Raw genomic sequence first — 21,695 nt, 5'->3', positions numbered from 1 at the left:
TTTTTATTTGATCGGATGCGCAAGCAGCCAGGATTGCAGCGTGGCGCCGGCGTCCTGCGGCAGGTGCAGGCCCAGTTTCGAGCGCCGCCACAGGATGTCCTGCGCGGTGCGCGCCCATTCGTAGCGGCGCAGGTATTCCACTTCCGCCGCGTACAATCCCGGCGCGATCTCGTCCCCCATCCCATCGATACCCTCTTTCTGCGCCAGCAGCGTGTGGATGCGCGTGCCGTAGGCGCGGGCATAGCGCATCGCCAGCAGCGGCGGCAGCCAGCTGTAGCGGGCACAGACCCCGTTCACCCAGCTGTCGAATTCCTTGACCGAACGGTTCTGCGGTTCGGCGCCGAACAAATCGCCGCCCGGCAGGCAGGCGTTGTGGGTCCAGCCGCCGTGGCGGTTGCCCAGCGCCTTGGCGATCTGGTCGACCGCCTCCTCGGCCAGCTTGCGGAAGGTGGTGATCTTGCCGCCGAAAACGCTGAGGATGGGTGCGCCGTCGCTGTCGACCTCCAGCCGGTAGTCGCGGGTGACGGCCTTGGCGTCCGCGCCATCCTCCACCAGCGGACGCACGCCCGAGTAGGTCCACACCACGTCGTCCGGCACGATGGGCTGGACGAAATACTCGCTGGCCAGCTGGCACAGGTAGGAGATTTCATCCGCGCTGATGACGACCTGGTTGGCGTCGCCGTGATAATCGAGATCGGTGGTGCCGATCAGCGTAAAGTCGCGCTCATACGGAATGGCGAACACGATGCGGCCGTCGCGGTGCTGGAAGATGTAGGCATTGTCATGCTCGAAGATGCGCCTGACGATGATATGGCTGCCCTTGATCAGCCGCAGGTGGCCGCCGCCCTCCTTCGGCACCGCCGCATGCAGGAAGTCCGCCGTCCACGGCCCGGCCGCGTTGACCACGAAGCGGGCATTGACGCGGATGTCGCCGCAGCCGGCCTTGTGCAGCGCCGCCTCCCAGCCGCCGGTCTTGCGCACCAGCGCGGTGCAGGCGGTCTGGGTCAGGATGGTCGCGCCCTTCTCGCAGGCGTCGATGGCGTTCAGCACCACCAGCCGCGCGTCGTCGACCCAGCCGTCCGAATAGATAAAGCCGCGCCGGAATTCCGGCTTGAGCGGCTTGCCCGCCGGGTGGCAGCGCAGGTTGATGCCGGCCGACGCGGGCAGCAGCTCGCGCTTGGCCAGCAGGTCGTACAGCATCAGGCCGGCCCGTATCAGCAGCGCCGGGCGCTGGCCTTCGGCATGCGGCATCACGAAGCGCAATGGCCACATGATGTGCGGCGCGGCGCGCAGCAGCACCTCGCGTTCGATCAGCGCCTTGCGCACCAGGTTGAATTCGTAGTACTCCAGATAGCGCAGGCCGCCGTGTATCAGCTTGGTGGAAGCGGACGACGTGTGCGAAGCCAGGTCGTCCTTCTCGCACAGCACCACCGACAATCCCCGCCCCGCCGCATCGCGCGCGATGCCGGCGCCATTGATGCCGCCTCCCACCACCAGGACATCGCAATCGAGAGTGTGCTGCGGTTCCGCCATGTCTTCCCCGGTAGAGCAAATAGATGTAGATACCTAGTACGTTACGACAAAATCACCATTAGTCATAGGGCTGAGCGGCCAAATTTGCACAAATTATCAGTTTCTCTTTAAGTGTGGCCAAATTTTGATGGTCTATAATCCGGTAACCGATGCAACCGTGAGACTGAGTTTTGACTGCTTCCCCCATCGATTTCTCCAAGTGGCTCACCCGCCGTAATGCCATCCGCGGCTTCATCCTGGCCGGCGTCGCCGCGCTGGTGGCCGGCGCCCTGCTGCTGGGCTACCTACTGCTGTACGTGGCCCCCAACCTGCCGTCGCTCGACGTCATCACCGACTACCGGCCCAAGATCCCGCTGCGCATCTACACCGCCGACAACGCCCTGATCGGCGAATTCGGCGAGGAACACCGCGATTTCGTGCCGATCAAGGACATCCCGGAGATGATGAAGAAGTCCGTGCTGGCGATCGAGGACAAGCGTTTTTATGAACATAATGGCATCGACTGGCGCCGCGCGCTGGGCGCCGCGCGTGCCAACCTCGGCGGCGCCATGCGCCAGGGCGGCTCCACCATCACGATGCAGGTGGCGCGCAACTTCTTCCTCACGCGCGAGAAATTCTACGGCCGCAAACTGAATGAAGTCATGCTGGCCTATAAGATCGAGGCCGCGCTGACCAAGGAACAGATCCTCGAGCTGTACATGAACCAGATCTACCTGGGCCAGCGCTCGTTCGGCTTCGGCGCGGCGGCGCAGGTCTATTTCGGCAAGTCGCTGAAGGACCTCGATGTCGCCGAGATGGCGATGCTGGCCGGCCTGCCGCAGAATCCCGCCCGCCACAACCCGGCCGTCAATCCCAAGCGCGCCAAGCAACGCCAGCACGTGGTGCTGAAGTCCATGCGCGAGCTGAATTACATCACCGAAGACCAGTACCAGAAGGCGCTGCACGAGACGCTGCACGTCAGCCACAAGGGCCAGGAATTCGACACTCACGCCGAGTACGTGGCCGAGCTGGCGCGCCAGGTGGTGTATGCGCAGTTCAAGGAAGATTCGTACACCAAGGGCATCAGCGTCTACACGACGATCCTGAAGGCCGACCAGAACGCCGCCTATGAATCGATGCGCCGCAATGTGTTGAACTACGACCAGCGCCACGGCTACCGCGGTCCGGAAGCCTTCATCACGCTGCCGGCCGGCGAGGACGAGCGCGACGACGCCATCGAGGAAGCGCTGCAGCGCCGCCCGGGCAGCGACCGCCTGATTCCGGCCGTGGTGCTGGAAGCGGGCCCCAAGGCGGTCAAGGTGCAGAACCCGTTTGGCGAGGAGATCACCATCACCGGCGACGGCCTGAAACTGGCGTCCAACGCTCTGAGCGAGAAGGCCAAGGACACCGTGCGCCTGCGTCCAGGCGCGGTGATCCGCATCATGCAGGACAAGAAGGCCTGGAGCATCACCCAGGTGCCGCAGGTATCGGCGGCGTTCGTGTCGATGGACATGGTCAGCGGCGCCTACCATGCGATGGTCGGCGGCTTCGATTACAACCTGCAGAAGTTCAACCACGTGACGCAGGCCTGGCGCCAGCCCGGTTCATCGATCAAGCCTTTCGTGTATTCGGCGGCGCTGGAAAAAGGCTTCTCGCCGGCGACGATGATCAACGACGTGCCGCTGGACCTGACCGGCGCGGAGACCGGCAACGAGCCGTGGAGCCCGAAAAACGACGACGGCAAGTTCGACGGCCCCATCACCATGCGCCGCGCGCTGGCGGAATCGAAGAACGTGGCGTCGGTGCGCATCCTGCGTTCGATCACCGTGCCGTTTGCGCATAACTACCTGGGCAAGTTCGGCTTCGACCTGTCCAAGCATCCGAAAAACCTGACCATGACGCTGGGCACCGGCTCGGTCACGCCCAACCAGCTGGCCGGCGCGTACGCCGTGTTTGCCAACGGCGGCTACACGGTAGAACCCTATTTGATCGCCAAGATCGTCGACGGCAACGGCAAGCTCATTTCCGAGGCCAAGCCGCGCACCACGCTGCCCGACGACGCCCGCGTGCTCGATCCGCGCAATGCCTTTGTCATCGACGGCATGCTGCGCGAGGTCACGCGCTCGGGCACCGGCGCGGCCGTGGGCAAGCTTGGCCGCGCCGACCTGGCCGGCAAGACCGGCACCTCCAACGACGCGGTCGACGGCTGGTTCGCCGGTTATGGCGGCGGCATCGTGGCGGTGTCGTGGATGGGCTTTGACGATTCCAAATCGCTGGGCGGCAAGGAGTTCGGCGCCACAGCGGCGCTGCCGATCTGGATCGACTACATGAAGGTGGCGATGCAGAATCGTCCGGCGCAGGAACGCCAGGTGCCGACCGGCCTGACCCAGGTGGGCGGCGAATGGCTGTACGACGAGTTCACCGGCGACGCCGCGCGCCACTCGCTGGACATGGACGAAGCCGACGCGGTGCCGGGAGCGGAGAACGTCACGCCGCAACCTACGGGCGCCACGCCGCCGCCACCGCCGTCAAACTAAGGGGCGAGATAGCCGCGCATCATGCGCACGGCGCTATCGGCAAACTGGTCCGGGCTGACATCGGCAGCCCGGTACTTCCAGCGCTTCACATACCAGTCCTGGAACATGGCCATCACGTGCGCGGCCAGCAGTTCCGGCTTGCCTTCCGCCCGCCGCGGCATCTGCGCGATCACCCCGGCGATCAGCGCCTGCACATGCAGCTCCGATTCCTTGGCCGTGTTGCGCTGAGCCGCCTGCAGCACGCGCGAATCCATGAAGACGAAGTAGAACCACGGCTGCAAGATCTCCGACACGTAGATCGAGGCCCGCACCAGCGCTTCCAGCTTGTCCAGCGGATCGGTGACGTCCTCGAACATGCGCGGCATTTCGTGGGTGGCGTGGCGCACCACGTCCTCGATCATTTCCGCCAGTTGGTCCTTGCCGCTGATGTAGCCATACAGGCCGCCCATCGACAGCCCCGTCTCGCGGCACAGGTCGCGCAGGTTCATCGCGCGGAAGCCGACGTCGTTGGCGAGCTTGAAGGTGGCGCGGAATATCTTTTCCAGATTTTCCAGCGCAGGTTTGCGGCGCTTGACCGTGATGCGCCCGGCATTGTGGTCGAGCAGATAGGCCCAGATATTTTCGCCGTCCAGCGGCGTCATCGCCTGGAATTGTTGGAAGTCGAATTGTGCCTGCAAGGTTGTCTCGATGTGATTTTTGGTCCGATTATAGCGCAGGAAAACAACTCCGCTCAGCAGGAATGCAATTTGGCTCCGCAGGCCTAGCGTGCGGACTGCAAGGCCAACGGCTCGGTGCTACATTTTACTGACCGGGACGCATATCCGGATCACAAAATAATCGGAGACCACAAATGCAAAAACGCTTCTGGAAGATCGTCGCGATCTGTCTGATCGCCCTCACCTCACTGCCCGCCCCGTCCTGGGCCGCCGGCTACACGCAGACCAAATACCCGATCGTGCTGGTGCACGGCCTGTTCGGCTTCGACAGCGTGGGCCCGGTCGACTACTTCTACGGCATCGCCTCGGCGCTGCGCAGCGGCGGCGCCGACGTCTACGTGACGTCGGTGTCGGCGGCCAACAGCACCGAGGTGCGCGGCGAGCAGCTGCTGGTGCAGGTCAAGCAGATCCTGGCCGCCACCGGCGCCGCCAAGGTCAACCTGATCGGCCATAGCCATGGCGGCCCGACCGCGCGCTACGTGGCATCGGTGCGGCCGGACCTGGTGGCGTCGGTCAGCAGCGTGGGCGGCGTGAACAAGGGCTCCAAGGTGGCCGATGTGCTGATCGGCGCCGTGCCGAACGTGACCTACAGCCTGGCCAACGCGGTATCGGGCTTGATCAGCTTCCTGTCCGGCAGCCCGACCTTGCCGCAGAACGCGCGCGCGGCGGCGACCTCGCTGAGCACCGCCGGCACGCTGGCGTTCAACAGCCGCCATCCGGAAGGTGTGCCGACGTCCGCCTGCGGCGAAGGCGCGTACCAGGTGAACGGCGTGTCCTACTTCTCGTGGAGCGGCGCCCAGCCGTACACCAACGTGCTCGACGCCAGCGATCCCGTGCTGGCGCTGACCGCGATCGCCTTCGACGGCGCCAAGAACGATGGCCTGGTCAGCAGCTGCTCCAGCCACCTGGGCCGCGTGATCCGCGACGACTACGCATTGAACCATCTCGATGAAGTCAATCAGCTGATCGGCATCACCAATCTGTTCGAGACCAGCCCGGTGACCATCTTCCGCCAGCAGGCCAATCGCCTGCAGGGCCTGGGACTGTAAGGAGCGGCAATGAACACAAACGCAAAACTGTCGTGGCTCATGGCGCTGGCCGCAGTCCTCGGTGCCGGCCTGTATCTGACACCGGCGCGCAACGAGGCGCCAACGGCGCCGGCCAAACCCGCCGATGCTAACTATTTTGCGTTTGTGCGCTCGATGGAGGGCACGCGTCCCGACGGCGATATCCGCCAGGACGGTGCCGACAAGCTGGCCGTCAACGCCGAACTGGCCTACCTGTTCGACTACTACCTGGCGGGATTGGGCGAGAAGCCGCTGGACGCGATACGCACCGAAATCGGCCGTGAGCTGGATCGCCGCCTGAGCGCGAAACCGGCGGCGCAGGCCAGGCGATTGCTGGACGCCTACCTGGCCTACAAGCGCGCGCTGGTCGACGTCGAGCGCGGCCTCCCGCTGGTGGCGGATCAGGCGCAAGGCGCGCGCCAGCGGATGGACGCGATGCGCCGCCTGCGCCTTGCCTACTTCAGCGCGGAGGAAGCCGAAGGCCTCTTCAGCGCGACCGACGCCTACGACCTGGATGCGCTGGCACGGCTGGAAATCAACAACGACAAGAGCCTGACCGACGCGCAGCGCAAGGAGCGCATCGCCGCGCTGGACGCGCGGCTGCCGCAAAAAGTACGCGAGGAACGCGAAGCGCCGACCAAGGTGCTGCGGTTGGAGGAATCGGTGGCGCAGGCGCGCGCGCAAGGAGCTGGCGACAATGAGATCTACCGCATGCGCTCAAGCGCCCTGTCGCCCGAAGCCGCCGCGCGGCTGGCCGACGTCGATCGCGAGGAAGCCGACTGGCAGCGCCGCATCGCCGCCTACCAGGCGCAACGGCAACAACTGCAGCAACAAAACCGCACCGACCCTTCCGCACTGCAGCAATTGCGGGACAATGGCTTCACCAGCGACGAGCAGAAGCGGCTGGCGGCGTATGAATAATATTTAAGGACCGTAGCGGGCAATAAGATACACGCCCCCCATTACCAACGAGGCAACGCCATATAGTCTCCGACGATGGATCATCAGAGCCTTCTGCAGTTCGGCGTTACGATTCGTCATCGCGGTTTGCAATTCCGCTTTCGTTCTCACCGTCGCAAGGCTTTTACGTATAGCCGCCTGATCAGCCTCTATCGCCGCGATGCGCGTTTCAATGACCCCGAGCCGCGTATCGACTCTTGCATCATATGCGCCGCGTGGCGCGTTTTCAATGTGACTCCCGTTGTCATTGGACGACATGATTTGCTCCTCGAAGCACGTGGCCGAACTGCCAAACTACTCCAGACCGCTCCACTTCGATTGAGCCACATCAAACAAAAAAAAGCAGCCTCAAGGGCTGCCTTACTGTACTACTGCGCCAGATAGTGGCTTGCTTTATTGTTGGTTCTCGTCGGTCAATATGATGCTCCGTCGGGATACCGTCAATCACATTCTTTCAGTCTGTGGCGCCGAGTGCACAGTTGTAGGTTAAGCTTGCGGTTTTGACACTCGGAACACCGAAACATGGAACCACTGGACATCGTCGACACCCAGAACGACACCCCCGCCACCGGCAAGAAACTCAACGCCACCGTCGCCATCACCGTCGCCCTGCTGGCCACCTTCATGGGCATCTGCAAGGTCAAGGACGACAACATCAACCAGGGCATGCAACAGGCCCAGGCCAACCGGGTCGACCACTGGGCGTTCTACCAGGCCCGCAACGTGCGCGAGGAAGTCGCCAAATCCACCGTGGTGCAACTGCGATTGGCGGCGGCTGGCAAGCCGGCGGCGGAACAGGCGGCGTACCAGGAAGCGATCCAGCAATATGAGAAGGTGGCGCAGGATCAGGCCAGCAAGAAGGCCGAAGCCAAGGCGCAGGCCGAGCAGGACCAGAAAACCTACGACGCGGCCAATTTCAAGGACGACCAGTTCGACCTGTCCGACGCCCTGCTGGCGATCGCCATTTCCCTGCTGGCCATCACCGCGCTGACCCAGTTGTGGGCGCTGTACTTCACGGCGCTGGTGCCGACCGCCTTCGGCGTGCTGATGGGCTTGTCCGGCCTGGCCGGCTGGGGCCTGCACCCGGACTCGCTGATCGCGCTGCTGTCCTAGCAGGCGCTTAACCGCCGATCACGCGGTTGCGGCCGGAGCGCTTGGCCTCGTACATGGCGGCGTCGCCGGCCGAGATCAGGCGTATCAGGTCGTAGCCGTGCTCGTCCGAAGAGACCACGCCCACGCTGGCGGTGTAGCGCACCGACAGCGCGTCGATCTCCACCAGTTCCAGTTCGATGCGGGCGCGCAGCCGTTCGGCGACCTTGGTCGCCCCATCCAGATTCAGGCCGTCGAGCACCAGCACGAACTCCTCGCCGCCAAAGCGCGCCAGCAAGTCGTAGGGCCGCAGCTCCAGCCTGAGCACCTGCGCGATATGCCGCAGCACCTCGTCGCCAACCGGGTGGCCGTAGGTATCGTTGATCAGCTTGAAATGGTCGATATCGACCATGATGAGCGCCATGCTGCGGGAGGCGCGCAGTGCGCGCAAACCGACCCGCTTGCCGTGGATTTCCAGCCCGGCACGGTTCAGCGCGCCGGTCAGCGCATCCAGCGTCGACAGGTGGCGCAGGCGTTCGGCATAGCGCCACATCACCATCAGGATCAGGCCGAAGGCGATGCAGACCTGCGACAGCGGAATCGCCAGCAAGGTCATGCCCATCACCCGCGAACTGGCGACGTCGCCCGCATCGGCGTGGAGCAGCATGTGCGCGCCGCGCAGGAACATGGCCAGGCCCAGCACCGTGAAGCCGATCAGGCTGATGGCGATGCCGCGCCAGCCGCCGTGCCGCGCGATCGTCGCCGCACACCACCAGTTGAGCAGGGCAAAATAAAAGCCGCTAAAGCACAGCCGCGCGCGCAGGCTGGGGACGATGACGGTAAAGTAAGCAGGTATCAACATCGCCAGCGCGGTGGCGATGGCGACGGTGCGCCATGGCAGCGTGTCCGAGCCATGCACGCGCAGGCCGCGCAGCACCAGCATATTGCCGAACGCGATCACGCCATAGCCGAGAATAGTGTTGAAGATGGGCGGGGCGCTGTCCAGGTTGGCCATCGCCAGGCCAAGCGCCACCAGCAGGTTGCCCGCCGCCCACCAGCGCAGTTCGGGCGGACTGCCGGAATAGCATGCGGAAGCAATCAGCAGCGCCGTCGTCAACAGCGTGATGCAGACTTGAACCAGCAATAAGGTGTCGAAATTGAGCACGCTGAGGTCCGTCCTGATGATGTGACAATGTATCTCAGTGCAACACAGGTGGCAATCGCTCATGCAAAATAGAAACAAAAAACCGCAGTCGGCCGGTCAAATTCGCGGAGGAAACCGCGCATATCGGTTAAAGTGGCGCTTATAGCAATTTATCCATTTCAGCCATGGCCTACCCTATCGAGCACAAGCTGGTCATCGGCATCGCCTCCAGCGCGCTGTTTGACCTCACCGAATCGCATAAAATCTACCTGGAAGGCGGCGCCGAGGAGTACCGCAAGTACCAGGAACAGAATATCGACGTCATCCTCGGCAAGGGCGTGGCGTTTCCGTTCATCCGCCGCTTTCTCGGCATCAACAAGCATTACGCGCAATCGGCGCCGGTCGAGGTGGTGCTGTTTTCGCGCAATTCCCCGGAAACCGGGCTGCGGGTGATGAATTCCATCGCCCACTACGGGCTGGACATCTCGCGCGCCTGCTTCGTCACCGGCCAATCGCCGTACACCTACCTGCCGGCCTTCAATACCTCGCTGTTCCTGAGCGCCAATGAGGAAGACGTGCGCAACGCGCTGGCGGCCAACTATCCGGCCGGGCTGGTGCTGCCGTCGCGCACCGAGGACGACGACAGCGACGCCGAACTGCGCGTGGCCTTCGACTTCGACGGCGTGATCGCCGACGACGAATCGGAGACCGTCTTCAAGCGCAACAACGACGTCGACGAATTCCATGCGCACGAACGCGAGCGGGTGGCGATTCCGCACCAGCCGGGCCCGCTGGCCGACCTGTTCCAGAAGCTGTCGCTGATGCAGCGGCTGGAGGAGCGCGCGCAGCGCCGCGATCCGTCGTACAGGAAGATCCTGCGCATCGCCATCATCACGGCCCGCAGCGCGCCGTCGCACGAGCGGGTGGTGACCACGCTGAAGAGTTGGGGCGTTTCCGCCAATGAAACTTTTTTCCTCGGCGGCATGGAAAAGGCGCGGGTGCTGGGCATCTTCAAGCCGCATATATTCTTCGACGACCAGCTCAGCCACCTGAAGTCGGCCGGCGGCAATATACCGATGGTGCATGTGCCCTTCGGCATAGCCAACCGGCCGCCCAAGCCGGCGTGAACGGCAGGCGGCGGCGGAGCGGGGCTTCGACTATAATGTCGGCAGGTCCCTCACTCCCCCTACCGTTGAATGGCTGTTGTGTCCCTGGTCTTAAAAAAATCCCTCCCCAAACCCGGCACCCGCTTCGCCCTGCCCGCGCTGCACGGCTCGTCGGATGCCTACGCCCTGGCGCTCACCGCGCTGGAATTGAAATCCCAGGGCCGGATGCTGGCCGTGATCGTCGCCAGCGCCAGCGACGCCCAGCGCCTGCTCGACGAGATTCCATGGTTCGGCGGCGACCAGCTGCGCTGCCATCTGCTGCCCGATTGGGAGACCCTGCCCTACGACTCCTTCTCGCCGCACCAGGACCTGGTGTCCGAGCGCCTGGCCACGCTGCACGAAATCTCCAGCGGCCAGTGCGACGTGATGCTGGTGCCGGCCACCACCGCGCTGGTGCGCATGGCGCCGCCGTCGTTCCTGGCGGCCTACACCTTCTTCTTCAAAAAAGGCGAGTCGCTCGATGAAGCGCGCCTGAAGTCGCAATTGAGCCTGGCCGGCTACACCCACGTGACGCAGGTGATGTCGCCCGGCGAATACTCGGTGCGCGGCGGACTGATCGACCTGTTCCCGATGGGTTCCGCGCTGCCCTACCGCCTCGACCTGTTCGGCGACACCATCGAAACCATCCGCACCTTCGACGCCGACACCCAGCGCTCGCTGTACCCGGTCAACGAGGTGCGATTGCTGCCGGGCCGCGAATTCCCGATGGACGAAGCGGCGCGCACCACCTTCCGCAACCGCTGGCGCGAGCAGTTCGAAGGCGATCCCTCGCGCACGGTGGTGTACAAGGACATCAAGAGCGGCATCGCCTCGGCCGGCATCGAGTACTACCTGCCGCTGTTCTTCGACGAGACGGCCACGCTGTTCGACTATCTGCCGCAAGGCGCAGCGCTGGCACTGGTGGGCGACATCGACGCCGCCATCAAGCGCTTCTGGACCGACACCGGTTCGCGCTACCGCTTCCTGAAGGCCGACCGCGACCGCCCCATCCTGGCGCCGGAAGCGCTGTTCCTGTCGGACGAGCAGTTCTTCACGCTGGCCAAGCCCTACGGCCGGCTGGTGATATCGAAAGATAACGACGGCAGCGCCTCCGAACTGTCCGCGCCGGTGCCCAACATCGCCGTCAACCGCCACACCGACGACCCGCTGACCAACCTGCGCGCCTACCTGCTGCAGGCCGGCCGCCGCGTGATGATCTGCGCCGAATCGAACGGCCGCCGCGAAACACTGCAGCAGTACTTCAACGAATACAACCTGGCCTTGACGCCGGTCGAGGGCTACCAAGGCTTCGTCACGTCCGATGCGAAGCTGATGCTGGGCGTGGCGCCGCTGCACGCCGGCTTCGAGCTGTCGACGCCGGACGAGAACATCATCTTCATCACCGAGACCGAGCTGTATGCCGGCTCCGGCCGCCGCGTCGGCAAGAAGAAGCAGGAAGCGGTCACGCAGGTCGAATCGATGGTGCGCGACCTGTCGGAGCTGAAGATCGGCGACCCGGTGGTGCACATCAACCACGGCATCGGCCGCTACATGGGCCTGACCAGCATGGACCTGGGCGAAGGCGAGACCGAGTTCCTGCATCTGGAATACGCCAAGGACACCAAGCTGTACGTGCCGGTATCGCAGCTGCACGTGATCTCGCGCTACTCCGGCGCCTCACCGGACGACGCGCCGCTGCACTCGCTGGGCTCCGGCCAGTGGGAAAAGGCCAAGAAAAAAGCCGCCGAACAGGTGCGCGACACCGCCGCCGAGCTGCTCAACCTGTACGCCCGCCGTGCGCTGCGCCAGGGCCACTCGTTTGAATATTCGGCGCATGACTACGAACGCTTCGCCGACAGCTTCGGCTTCGACGAAACGCCGGACCAGCAGGAAGCGATCAACAACGTCATCAAGGATATGACGTCCGGCAAACCGATGGACCGGCTGGTCTGCGGCGACGTCGGCTTCGGCAAGACAGAGGTGGCGTTGCGCGCGGCCTTCATCGCCGTCATGGGCGGCAAGCAGGTGGCGATCCTGGCGCCGACCACGCTGCTGGCCGAACAGCACGCGCAAACCTTCGCCGACCGCTTCGCCGACTGGCCGGTGCGCATCGCCGAAATGTCGCGCTTCCGCAGCGGCAAGGAGATCACGCAGGCGATCAAAGGCATGGCCGACGGCACGCTCGACATCGTCATCGGCACCCACAAGCTGCTGTCGGACGACGTCAAGTTCACCCGCCTCGGCCTGGTCATCATCGACGAGGAACACCGCTTCGGCGTGCGCCAGAAGGAAACGCTGAAAGCGCTGCGCGCCGAGGTCGACGTGCTGACCCTGACCGCCACGCCGATCCCGCGCACGCTGGGCATGGCGCTCGAAGGCCTGCGCGACTTCTCCGTCATCGCCACCGCGCCGCAAAAGCGCCTGGCGATCAAGACTTTCGTCCGCAGTGAAGGCGAATCGATCATCCGCGAAGCCTGCCTGCGCGAACTGAAACGCGGCGGCCAGGTGTACTTCCTGCACAACGAGGTCGAGACCATCCAGAACCGCATGGCGATGCTGACCGAACTGCTGCCGGAAGCGCGCATCGCCGTGGCCCACGGCCAGATGCACGAACGCGACCTGGAAAAAGTGATGCGCGACTTCGTGGCGCAGCGCTTCAACATCCTGCTGTGCACGACGATTATCGAAACCGGCATCGACGTGCCGACCGCGAACACTATCATCATGCACCGCGCCGACAAGTTCGGCCTGGCGCAGCTGCACCAGCTGCGCGGCCGCGTCGGCCGTTCGCACCACCAGGCCTATGCCTACCTGCTGGTGCACGACCTGCTGTCGCTGACCAAGCAGGCGCAGCGCCGGCTGGACGCGATCCAGCAGATGGAGGAACTGGGCAGCGGCTTCTATCTGGCGATGCACGACCTGGAAATCCGCGGCGCCGGCGAAGTGCTGGGCGACAGCCAGTCCGGCGAGATGACCGAGATCGGCTTCCAGCTATATTCGGACATGCTGAACGAGGCGGTGCGCTCGCTCAAGGCCGGCAAGGAGCCGGACCTGGCGGCGCCGCTGGCCACCACCACCGAGATCAACCTGCATGTGCCGGCGCTGCTGCCGGCCGATTTCTGCGGCGATGTGCACGAACGGCTATCGATTTACAAGCGCATGGCCAACTGCACCGTCCAGGACAAAATCGACGACATGCAGGAAGAGATGATCGACCGCTTCGGCAAGCTGCCGGACGCGGTCAAGGCGCTGATCGAAACGCACCGCCTGCGCATCGCCGCCAAGACAGTCGGCATCATCAAGATCGACGCCCATGGCGAAGCGGCCACGCTGCAGTTCATGGCCAAGCCGCCGATCGACCCGATGCGCATCATCGAACTGATACAGAAAAACCGCCAGATCAAGCTCAATGGCCAGGACAAACTGAAGATCACCGCCGCCATGCCGGACCTGGCGGCGCGTGTCGCGCAAATCAAAGGCGCCATCAAACAGTTGACCGCCTGACGCATACCACGTAATTTAAACACTTAGCCCAAAAAACGCTAATGCCTTTTATGAAAAACACCATGAATTTAGTACTGCAGGGGCTTGACGATTGCAAGGCCCGACTGGAGCGTATCGCCGCGCTCACCGCACCCAAAAGCCTGACATGGCTAAGCGACCGCGCCGTCCGTTGCGAAGGCATCGCTTTCTCGCCCGCGCTGCGCCAGACCATCGAAGTGGCGGCGCAAGCGGCGCAACTCGACGCCACCTATTCCATCGGCATCCACAAGATGAGCGAATTCAAGCTCGTGGCGATGGACATGGATTCGACGCTGATCACCATCGAATGCATCGACGAAATCGCCGACATGCAGGGGCTGAAGCCACAGGTGTCCGAGATCACCGAAGCGGCCATGCGCGGCGAGCTCGATTTCTCCGAGAGCCTGAAGCGCCGCGTGGCGCTGCTGGAAGGCCTGGATGCGTCGGCGCTGGAGCGCGTGTACACGGAGCGCCTGCAGCTGTCGCTGGGCGCCGAGGCGATGCTGAAGGCGGTACAGCAGGCCGGCTTGAAAACGCTGCTGGTATCGGGCGGTTTTACCTTCTTCACCTCGCGCCTGAAAGAGCGCCTGGGGCTGGACTACACCCACGCCAACGAACTGGAAATCGTCGACGGCCGCCTCACCGGCCGCGTGGTCGGCGGCATTGTCGATGCGGACGAAAAGAAGCGCACGGTGGAACGCGTCTGCGCGGAACTGGGCATCAAGCCGTCGCAGGCGATCGTCATGGGCGACGGCGCCAACGACCTGAAGATGATGAGCATCTCGGGCATGTCGGTGGCGTTCCGCGCCAAGCCGGTGGTGCGCGAGCAGGCCAACGTCGCGTTGAACTTCGTCGGCCTCGACGGCATCCTGCCGCTGCTGACCTGAGCGGCGCGGCGGCCCCGTTGCCGCCCTGCCTGCACTTCTATTCCTGCCTGCGCGCCACCTGACGGTCCGGGCCGCGCAGGCGGACGCCAGCCACGCTGCCGTTGTCGCGCTGGTCGAACTCCACCCGCACGCCTCCCCAGCGCGTGACGAACACGCCGTCCCCGGCCGGCACCACCTCGATCGGCGTGTCGTTGTTCATCCGCACAAACAATTTATTGCCGCGCTGTGTGACGGTCAACAGCCGCCCGTCGGCCAGTTCGTACTGGCCGCGATAATCCTGTAGGTCCGACGCGGGCAGCGTTTTTTCGGCAGCCCCGGCGGCGCCGGCCATGCAGCAGCCCAGCGCCAAAGCCAATACTAAAGTACGCATGATATTTTCCATCCAGGTCAAGGTCGCCATCGCTCACAATGTGGATGGCAACATGCACACTTTAGACAAAATAATCACGGCTTGCGCGCGAAATCCGACCAACACCGCCGCGACGGCGATGAAAGGTCGTTATGGAGGGATGGACGGGAGGCCCGGGTTCGCCTATTGCGGCTTGGGCGGACGGATGCCGGTGTATTGCGCCGACGCCAGCTTCCACTTGCCGCCCTCGTTCACCGCGACATAGCCGGCGCGGAAGGCAAAGCTGCGCTTCTCGGCGCCCATGGTCATGGTGCCGCTCAGCTTGACCAGGATGGTGCCGGTGCCGCCGTAGGTGTGGATGGCCGGCTCGGAGACTTCCATCGTTGGAGCCTCGCGCTTGTTGGCCGGCAGATAGAAGCCCAGCACTTTTTCGCGCGGATCGACTTCGCCGACCGGCGATATCTCGTAGAAATCGCGCGTGACGATGGCGTCGATTTTCGACGGTTCGAAGTCGCGCTGCGCTTCGGTATAAGCCTGCACCAGTTTCAGCAACTGCTGCTGAGCTGTTTCTTCGGCATGCAGCGGGAAGGATGCGATGGCGATGGCTGCGAACAAAATAGATTTCATGATTTCCCCTTATGGTGCGGCTGGCGCGACATTGATGACCGGCTCCTGCGCGTTGGCGACATTCAAAATAAAAGTGTATTTGCCCGGCCTTGGGATCTCGACCGACAGATTCGGGCCGACGGCATCCATGACCTGCGCGGTGCCCAGTGCCACCTGCTGGTCGTCCTCCAGGCCGCCCAGGTCGATGGTTTTGAAATCCTCCGAACCGACCTTGAAGTCGTAACGTCCCGGCGCCAGTTCGATGGTCGCGGCGTAGCTGCCGGCCCCGGTCTTTTGCAGGCGGTCGCGGATGCCCCAGTCATTCATGTCGCCGCGCAGATAGAGCGCGGTAGCGGATATGTGCGCCGGCGCCAGCATGACCGCCTTGCGTTCCGACGGCAGCATCACCGCGTCACCGTGCGCAGCGCCCGACAGGTCGCTGACCAGTGATCCAAACCGGCTGCCTTCCACATTGCTCAGCACGATAACGCTGATCCTGTCGGCGATACGATAGCTCACCTCGGTGGCAAAACCTTCGATGCCGCCGCCATGCCCAAGCTCCTTGCTGCCTTGCGCCTCGCGCACCAAGAGGCCATAGCCGTAGCCGGACTTGTAGGCGGTGGTCATCGCCTGCAGCGCGCCGGCGGACAGCAGCTTGCCCTCGTACAGCGCGCGCTGCCAGCGCAGCAGGTCGGCGGTGGTGGAATACAGCGCGCCGGCGCCGTGCGGAATGCTCATGTTGATAAAGCCGGCGTTGGCGATGCCGCTCTTGCCGCGCGCATAACCGGCGGCGCGGTTGGGCAGGATGGCGGCGTTCCAGTCGTAGCCGGTGTCCTTCATGCCCAGCGGCTCGAAGATATTCTTGCGCAGGAAGGTGGCGTAGCTGTCCCCGCTCACCTGTTCGATCAATTGGCCCAACAGCACATAGCCGGTATTGCTGTATTCGAATTTGGAACCGGACTCGAACCGCAATGGCAGATCGCGCACCAGCGCGGCGATTTCCGCCGGCTTTTTGGTGAACGGCTCTATCGACTGGTACTCTTTTTGCGACGTGAAGTTGGCGATGCCCGAAGTGTGGTTCAGCAGCTGCGCAATGGTGATCTTGTTCCAGGCGGCCGGCAGGTCAGGCAGGTATTTGCTGACCGGCTCCGACACTTTGAGCTTGCCGCGATCCTCCAGCAGCAGCACGCCGGCCGCCGTGAACTGCTTGGTCACGGAGCCCAGCCGGAACTTGGTGCTGGGCGCGTTGGGGATGTTCCATTCGAGGTTGGCGGAGCCGTAGCCCTTGTCCAGCAAGACCCGGTCGCCTTTGGCCACCAGCACGGTGCCTGAGAATTTGCTGGTGGCGGCAAAGGAATCGGCGACGGCCTCCAGCCGCTTGACGTCCTGCGCCTGAACCGCGGCGCTGAACGTGAGGGCCGCGGCAAGGCCGGCGGCATGCATCCACTTGCGGTGTTGCGACATATGTTCTCCCGGTGCGGATCGCGCTCAAGTGGCGATCGACCGGCATATGCTGCCACCAACTTATTTTTATAGCAACGCTTATTTTTTCTCGTTCTCGCGCAGCCGCTGCGGCAGGCCGTACATGACGATCAGCGCGCACAGCAAGGTCGTGCCGCCGATGACGTACAGCGCCGGCGTGGTGCTGCCGGTCAGGTCGCGCACCCGGCCCACCATCACCGGGCTGACGATGCCGCCCAGCTGGCCCAGCGTGTTAATCAGCGCGATGCCGCCCGCCGCGCCGGCGCCGGTGACCAGCTTGGGCGGCAGCGCCCAGAAGGCCGGAATCGCGGCGACCACGCCGGCGCCCAGCACGCCCAGCGCCACGATCAGCAAGCCGGTTTGCTTGTCGAAGATGCCGGCGCTGAAGAAACCCAGCGCCGCCAGCACCAGCAGGCCGGTGACGAACTTGCGCCGCTCGCCGCTGGCGTCCGACATGCGCCCCACCACCACCATGCAGATCGCGCCGCAGATGTAAGGCACGGCGGTCAGCAGGCCGATGATGGTCGGGTTTTGCGTGCCTGCGCTGCGGATCAGGTGCGGTGCCCAGAAGTTCAGGCCATACGACGCGACCTGGATCAGGAAGTACACCAGTCCCAGCGTCAGGAAGCCCGGCGTCTTGATGGCGCTCAGCAGCGAATGGCCGCCGTGTTGCGGCGCGCTCTGCTCGATGCGGCTGCGCAGCAGGGCCTTCTCGTCGGCGGACAGCCAGCCGGCGTCCTCGATGCGGTCCTTCAGTTGGCTCAGCACCACCAGCCCCAGCGCGATGCACGGCAGGCCACCCAGCATGAACAGCCAATGCCAGCCGCGCATGCCGGCCACGCCTTCCATGTGGCCGAGGATCAGGCCCGATACCGGCGCGCCGAACAATCCGGCGAAGGCTGAAGCCAGGAACAGCATCGACGTGATGCGGCCGCGGAAGGTGGTTGGGAACCACAGCGTCAGGTAGTACAGCACGCCGGGCGCGAAGCCCGCCTCCATCGCGCCGATGATGAAGCGCAGGCCGTAGAACTGCCATTCGCTGGACACGAACACCATCGCCGTGGTGGCCAGGCCCCACGAGATCATGATGCGGGCGATCCAGCGCCGCGCGCCGACCTTGTAGAGGAACATATTGCTCGGCACTTCGAACAGCACGTAGCCGACCACGAACAGGCTCGCGCCCAGGCCGTAGGCGGTGTCGCTCAGTCCCAGGTCGCCCTGCAGCTGGAACTTGGCGAAGCTGATGTTGATGCGGTCGAAAAAGGCGAACAGGTAGCAGATCATAATCAGCGGCATGATGCGCCAGGCAGCCTTGCGGACGACCGTGGCTTCGTCGAGTACCGCCGGTGCGGCCGCGTTGCGGGCGGCCAGTGTGGTGTGGCTTTGCATGTAAGTCTCCTGATCCGGCGCTGCGTGGCGCCGGCTATTGTTTTAAAAGGATGGTGCGGCGGTGATTCAGGCCGCCGCCGGTACCGCCGGCCGCGTTGCCGATATCGATGCCGGCGCCGGATGCAGGTCGCAATTGCGGCCGGCCTTGGCCACCTGCCCCGCCGTGTCGTGGCCCAGCAGTTGCGGCAGGCGGCGCGACATCGCGATCAGCAGCGGCAAGTCGATGCCGGTGGCGATCCCCATTTCTTCGCACATGTTCACCAGGTCCTCGGTACAGATATTACCCGAGGCGCCGGGTGCGAAGGGGCAACCGCCCAAGCCGCCCAGCGCGGCGTCGAAACGCCGCGCGCCGGCTTCATAGGCCGCCAGCACATTGGCCAGGCCGAGGCCGCGCGTGTTGTGGAAGTGCAGCGTCAGTGCCTTGGCCGGCACCCGCTCCAGCACGCGCCGCACCAGCCGCGCCACCTGACGCGGGTTGGCCATGCCGGTGGTGTCGGCCAGCGTGATGCCGCCGACGCCCAGCGCCAGGTAGCGGTCGACCAGCTTCAGCACGCGGTCTTCCGCGATCGCGCCCTCGAACGGGCAACCGAAGGCGGTGGCGACGGTGCCGTTCAGCGTGACCGCCGTACGGAAGCCGTCGATGCTGCAGGCGCTGGCGGCGTCGCGGTTGACGGCCGCCGTCAGCGATGCCACCGCCGCAAACGCCGTCATCGAATCGTCGCCGCTCATGCCCATGTTGGCGCGGTTGTGGGTCTGGCTGGCGGACAGCACCAGGTTGAGCTCATCGGCGCCGGCCTCCAGCGCGCGCTGGGCTCCCTTCAGGTTCGGAATCAGCGCGACATAGATCAGGCCAGGCGCACGGCGGATGCGGGAAAACACCTCGGCGCCGTCGCGCAGCGCCGGTATCGCTTTCGGCGACACGAAGGAGCCGGCCTCGATGCGCGAGAAACCCGCGCCGGACAGCTGGTTGATCAGGCCGACCTTTTCATCGGTCGGCACCCAGACGGGTTCTATCTGCAGGCCGTCGCGCGGGGCGACTTCCTGGACGATCAGACGGTCCGCGCTCATTGCACCACTCCTTGCTGTTGCAGGCGGGCGATCTGCTGCATGCTCATGCCCAGTTCCGTCAATACCGACGCCGTATGCTGGCCCAGCGACGGACCTTGCCAGTTGACCTGCCCCGGCGTCTCCGACAGCTTGGGCACGATACCCGGCATCTTCACCTGCACGCCGCCGGGCAGCTCGGCCTGCAGCACCATGTCGCGCGCCAGGTAGTGCGGGTCGGCGACGATGTCGGCGGCGGAATAGATGCGTCCCGCCGGCACGCCGGCCTGCTCCAGCTGCGCCAGCGCTTCGGCGATCGCCAGCGACGAGGTCCAGCCCGCGATGGCCGCGTCCAGCAGGGCCACGCGCGCCACGCGGCCGTCGTTGTGGGCGAACCCGGGATCGTCGGCCAAGTCGGCGCGGCCGATGGCCTGCATCAGGCGGCGGAAAATCGGATTGCTGTTGCCGGCGATGACGATGTAGGCGCCGTCGCGGGTCGGGTAGGTGTTCGATGGCGCGATGCCCGGCAAGGCGCCGCCGCTGCGTTCGCGCACATGGCCCAGCAGGTCGTATTCCGGCACCAGGCTTTCCATCAGGTTGAACACGCTTTCCACCAGCGACACGTCCACCATCTGGCCGCCGCCCTGCCCGCTCTTGACGCGCAACAGCGACATCAGCGCGCCCATCACCGCATGCAGCGAGGCCAGCGAATCGCCAAGGCTGATGCCGGCGCGGGCCGGCGCGCCATCGGGCTCGCCGGTGGTGTAGCGGATGCCGCCCATCGCCTCGCCGATGGCGCCGAAGCCGGGACGCTCCTTGTACGGGCCGGTCTGGCCGTAGCCGGAGATGCGCACCATCGTCAGCTTGGGGTTCAGTTCGTGCAGCACGTCCCAGCCCAGTCCGAGCTTTTCCATCGCGCCCGGCTTCAGGTTCTCGATCAGCACGTCGGCATTGCAGGCCAGCTGGCGGATGATGTCCACGCCCTCGGCCGACTTCAGGTTGACGGCGATGGATTTCTTGTTGCGCGACTGCAGATACCACCACAGCGAGGTGCCTTCGTGCAGCTTGCGCCATTTGCGTATCGGGTCGCCGTCGCCCGGCGCCTCGATCTTGATCACTTCGGCGCCGAATTCGGCCATCAGCCGCGCGGCGAACGGCGCGGCGATCAGGGTGCCGATTTCAATGACGCGAATTCCGGTGAGCGGTCCGCTCATGGTTGTCTCCTGTCGTTTTAACTAATGAATGACAGGATAGGAAATGGCGGCGCCGGCGTCCAACCGCAAATCCGCAAGCAGCGTTCGCGAAACGCGAACGCTCGGCGTTACGCGGCGGCGCGCGCCTCGGCGCTGCGCAAATGCTGGAACAGCGCCTGCGTCGCCGGCGACAGCCCGGCCGGATCGCGCACCACGATCCTCAGTTCGCGCTCGGCCCATTGGTCGTCCAGCGCCACGGCGGCCAGCCCCAGCGGACGGCCGATGGCGTTGAACACGTCGCGCGGGATCAGGCCGACGCCCATGCCCACCTGGGCCATGCGGCAGACGGCATCGAAGCCCGGCACGTGGATGCGCACCTTCAGCAGCTTGCCCGCCGCGCGCGAGGCCAGGTGGCTGCGGGCGTTGATGGAACTGTCGGTATGCAGGCCGACATGGTCGTAGTCCAGCGACTCCTCGAACGCGACGCTGGCGCGCGCGGCCAGCGGATGATCGGCGCGCGCCACCAGCACCAGCTGGTCGCGGCGGTACAGCTCCGTATGCAGGTCGCGCGTGTCGACGTCGCCGGAACAGATGCCGATATCGGCCCAGCTGTCCTCCACGCCCTTGACCACGCTGCCGCTGGGACGCTCTTCCAGGTCGAGCTTGACCTGCTCGTGCTGTTGCAGGAAGCCGCGCAGATCCTCGGGCAGGAACTCGACGATGGCCGACAGGTTGGCCACCATGCGCACGTAGCCCCGCACGCCCTGCGCGTGCTCGGCCAGTTCCAGGCCGATCTTCTCGACGCTGAGCAGCATGCGGCGCGCGTGGGTCAGCAGCGTCTCGCCGGCCGGCGTCAGGTCCATGCCGCGCGCCTTGCGCACGAACAGCGCCACGCCGATGGCCTGCTCCAGCTCCAGCAGGCGTTTGCTGGCGGCCGATACGGCGATGGCCTCGCGCTCGGCGGCCTTGGTCAGCGTGCCTTCCTCGTGGATGGCCAGGAACAGCTGCAAGGTCGTCAGGTCCAGGCGCCGCAGCAGGTTATTCAGCGCCACC

Annotated in this window: 18 protein-coding genes; 7 read left to right on the top strand and 11 right to left on the bottom strand. The window is 64.7% G+C overall.

Annotation, left to right across the window (positions count from 1 at the left end; translation table 11 throughout):
- Positions 1-3 precede the first annotated feature (3 nt).
- Entirely contained in the window at positions 4-1,533 is a 1,530-nt protein-coding gene (gene glpD, locus ACSQ3S_RS15170; RefSeq protein ID WP_436142878.1) for a glycerol-3-phosphate dehydrogenase, read from the bottom strand.
- 170 nt (positions 1,534-1,703) lie between these two features.
- Between glpD and ACSQ3S_RS15165 the strand changes: the two genes are divergently transcribed.
- Positions 1,704-4,049, top strand: coding sequence for a penicillin-binding protein 1A (locus ACSQ3S_RS15165; RefSeq protein WP_436142877.1), 2,346 nt, complete (start codon positions 1,704-1,706; stop codon positions 4,047-4,049).
- Here ACSQ3S_RS15165 and ACSQ3S_RS15160 read toward each other — a convergent pair.
- Positions 4,046-4,726 carry a TetR/AcrR family transcriptional regulator gene (locus ACSQ3S_RS15160; RefSeq protein WP_413446569.1) on the bottom strand — a complete coding sequence of 227 codons (681 nt, stop codon included), beginning with the start codon at positions 4,724-4,726 and terminating at the stop codon, positions 4,046-4,048. The genes ACSQ3S_RS15165 and ACSQ3S_RS15160 overlap by 4 nt on opposite strands.
- A 173-nt stretch (positions 4,727-4,899) precedes the next feature.
- Here ACSQ3S_RS15160 and ACSQ3S_RS15155 point away from each other — a divergent pair, with 173 nt between their 5' ends.
- Positions 4,900-5,814, top strand: a complete 915-nt coding sequence (locus ACSQ3S_RS15155; protein WP_353398030.1) for a lipase family alpha/beta hydrolase — start codon at positions 4,900-4,902, stop codon at positions 5,812-5,814.
- Positions 5,815-5,823: 9 nt separating this feature from the next.
- The gene (locus tag ACSQ3S_RS15150; protein WP_436142876.1) at positions 5,824-6,753 is read left to right on the top strand and encodes a lipase secretion chaperone; all 930 of its coding nucleotides are present in this window, start codon (positions 5,824-5,826) and stop codon (positions 6,751-6,753) included.
- Positions 6,754-6,756: 3 nt separating this feature from the next.
- Here the strand turns inward: ACSQ3S_RS15150 and ACSQ3S_RS15145 are convergent, their stop codons facing one another.
- Positions 6,757-7,050: a hypothetical protein gene (locus tag ACSQ3S_RS15145; RefSeq protein WP_436142875.1), complete on the bottom strand. Its 294-nt coding sequence runs from the start codon at positions 7,048-7,050 to the stop codon at positions 6,757-6,759.
- 264 nt (positions 7,051-7,314) lie between these two features.
- Here ACSQ3S_RS15145 and ACSQ3S_RS15140 point away from each other — a divergent pair, with 264 nt between their 5' ends.
- Positions 7,315-7,905, top strand: a complete 591-nt coding sequence (locus tag ACSQ3S_RS15140) for a DUF4337 domain-containing protein (protein WP_413446562.1) — start codon at positions 7,315-7,317, stop codon at positions 7,903-7,905.
- Positions 7,906-7,912: 7 nt separating this feature from the next.
- On the opposite strand, the gene ACSQ3S_RS15135 is transcribed toward ACSQ3S_RS15140, so the two are convergent.
- The gene (locus tag ACSQ3S_RS15135) at positions 7,913-9,046 is read right to left on the bottom strand and encodes a GGDEF domain-containing protein (RefSeq protein ID WP_413446561.1); all 1,134 of its coding nucleotides are present in this window, start codon (positions 9,044-9,046) and stop codon (positions 7,913-7,915) included.
- A 164-nt stretch (positions 9,047-9,210) separates the two neighbouring features.
- Here ACSQ3S_RS15135 and ACSQ3S_RS15130 point away from each other — a divergent pair, with 164 nt between their 5' ends.
- From ACSQ3S_RS15130 to serB, 3 genes are all read left to right on the top strand, one after another.
- A complete protein-coding gene (locus ACSQ3S_RS15130; protein ID WP_176650402.1) occupies positions 9,211-10,152 on the top strand; it encodes a 5'-nucleotidase in 942 nt (313 codons plus the stop codon).
- Between the two features lie 78 nt (positions 10,153-10,230).
- Complete coding sequence (gene mfd / locus ACSQ3S_RS15125; RefSeq protein ID WP_436142874.1) at positions 10,231-13,674, top strand: transcription-repair coupling factor; 3,444 nt, start codon at positions 10,231-10,233, stop codon at positions 13,672-13,674.
- A gap of 62 nt (positions 13,675-13,736) precedes the next feature.
- Positions 13,737-14,579, top strand: coding sequence for a phosphoserine phosphatase SerB (serB, locus tag ACSQ3S_RS15120; RefSeq protein WP_176650400.1), 843 nt, complete (start codon positions 13,737-13,739; stop codon positions 14,577-14,579).
- 37 nt (positions 14,580-14,616) lie between these two features.
- Here the strand turns inward: serB and ACSQ3S_RS15115 are convergent, their stop codons facing one another.
- The 7 genes from ACSQ3S_RS15115 to ACSQ3S_RS15085 form a co-directional block, all read right to left on the bottom strand.
- Positions 14,617-14,949, bottom strand: a complete 333-nt coding sequence (locus ACSQ3S_RS15115) for a DUF3471 domain-containing protein (protein ID WP_176650399.1) — start codon at positions 14,947-14,949, stop codon at positions 14,617-14,619.
- A 162-nt stretch (positions 14,950-15,111) separates the two neighbouring features.
- Positions 15,112-15,555 carry a nuclear transport factor 2 family protein gene (locus ACSQ3S_RS15110; RefSeq protein WP_176650398.1) on the bottom strand — a complete coding sequence of 148 codons (444 nt, stop codon included), beginning with the start codon at positions 15,553-15,555 and terminating at the stop codon, positions 15,112-15,114.
- Between the two features lie 9 nt (positions 15,556-15,564).
- Complete coding sequence (locus tag ACSQ3S_RS15105; protein WP_436142873.1) at positions 15,565-16,998, bottom strand: serine hydrolase; 1,434 nt, start codon at positions 16,996-16,998, stop codon at positions 15,565-15,567.
- A 78-nt stretch (positions 16,999-17,076) separates the two neighbouring features.
- Positions 17,077-18,405 (bottom strand): MFS transporter, encoded by a 1,329-nt coding sequence (locus ACSQ3S_RS15100; protein WP_436142872.1) that lies wholly within the window; start codon positions 18,403-18,405, stop codon positions 17,077-17,079.
- A 66-nt stretch (positions 18,406-18,471) separates the two neighbouring features.
- The gene (locus tag ACSQ3S_RS15095; protein WP_436142871.1) at positions 18,472-19,473 is read right to left on the bottom strand and encodes a hydroxymethylglutaryl-CoA lyase; all 1,002 of its coding nucleotides are present in this window, start codon (positions 19,471-19,473) and stop codon (positions 18,472-18,474) included.
- Positions 19,470-20,663, bottom strand: a complete 1,194-nt coding sequence (locus tag ACSQ3S_RS15090; protein ID WP_436142870.1) for a CaiB/BaiF CoA transferase family protein — start codon at positions 20,661-20,663, stop codon at positions 19,470-19,472. The genes ACSQ3S_RS15095 and ACSQ3S_RS15090 overlap by 4 nt, the downstream gene beginning before the upstream one ends.
- A 107-nt stretch (positions 20,664-20,770) precedes the next feature.
- Positions 20,771-21,694 (bottom strand): LysR family transcriptional regulator, encoded by a 924-nt coding sequence (locus ACSQ3S_RS15085; protein ID WP_353397998.1) that lies wholly within the window; start codon positions 21,692-21,694, stop codon positions 20,771-20,773.
- Position 21,695: the final 1 nt, after the last annotated feature.

This window comes from Duganella sp. LjRoot269 (genome assembly GCF_964254095.1).
In the GTDB taxonomy this organism is placed as follows: Bacteria; Pseudomonadota; Gammaproteobacteria; order Burkholderiales; family Burkholderiaceae_D; genus Rugamonas; species Rugamonas hordei.
Note: the sequence above shows the minus strand (reverse complement) of the source record. Positions and strands in the feature narration are given on the sequence as shown.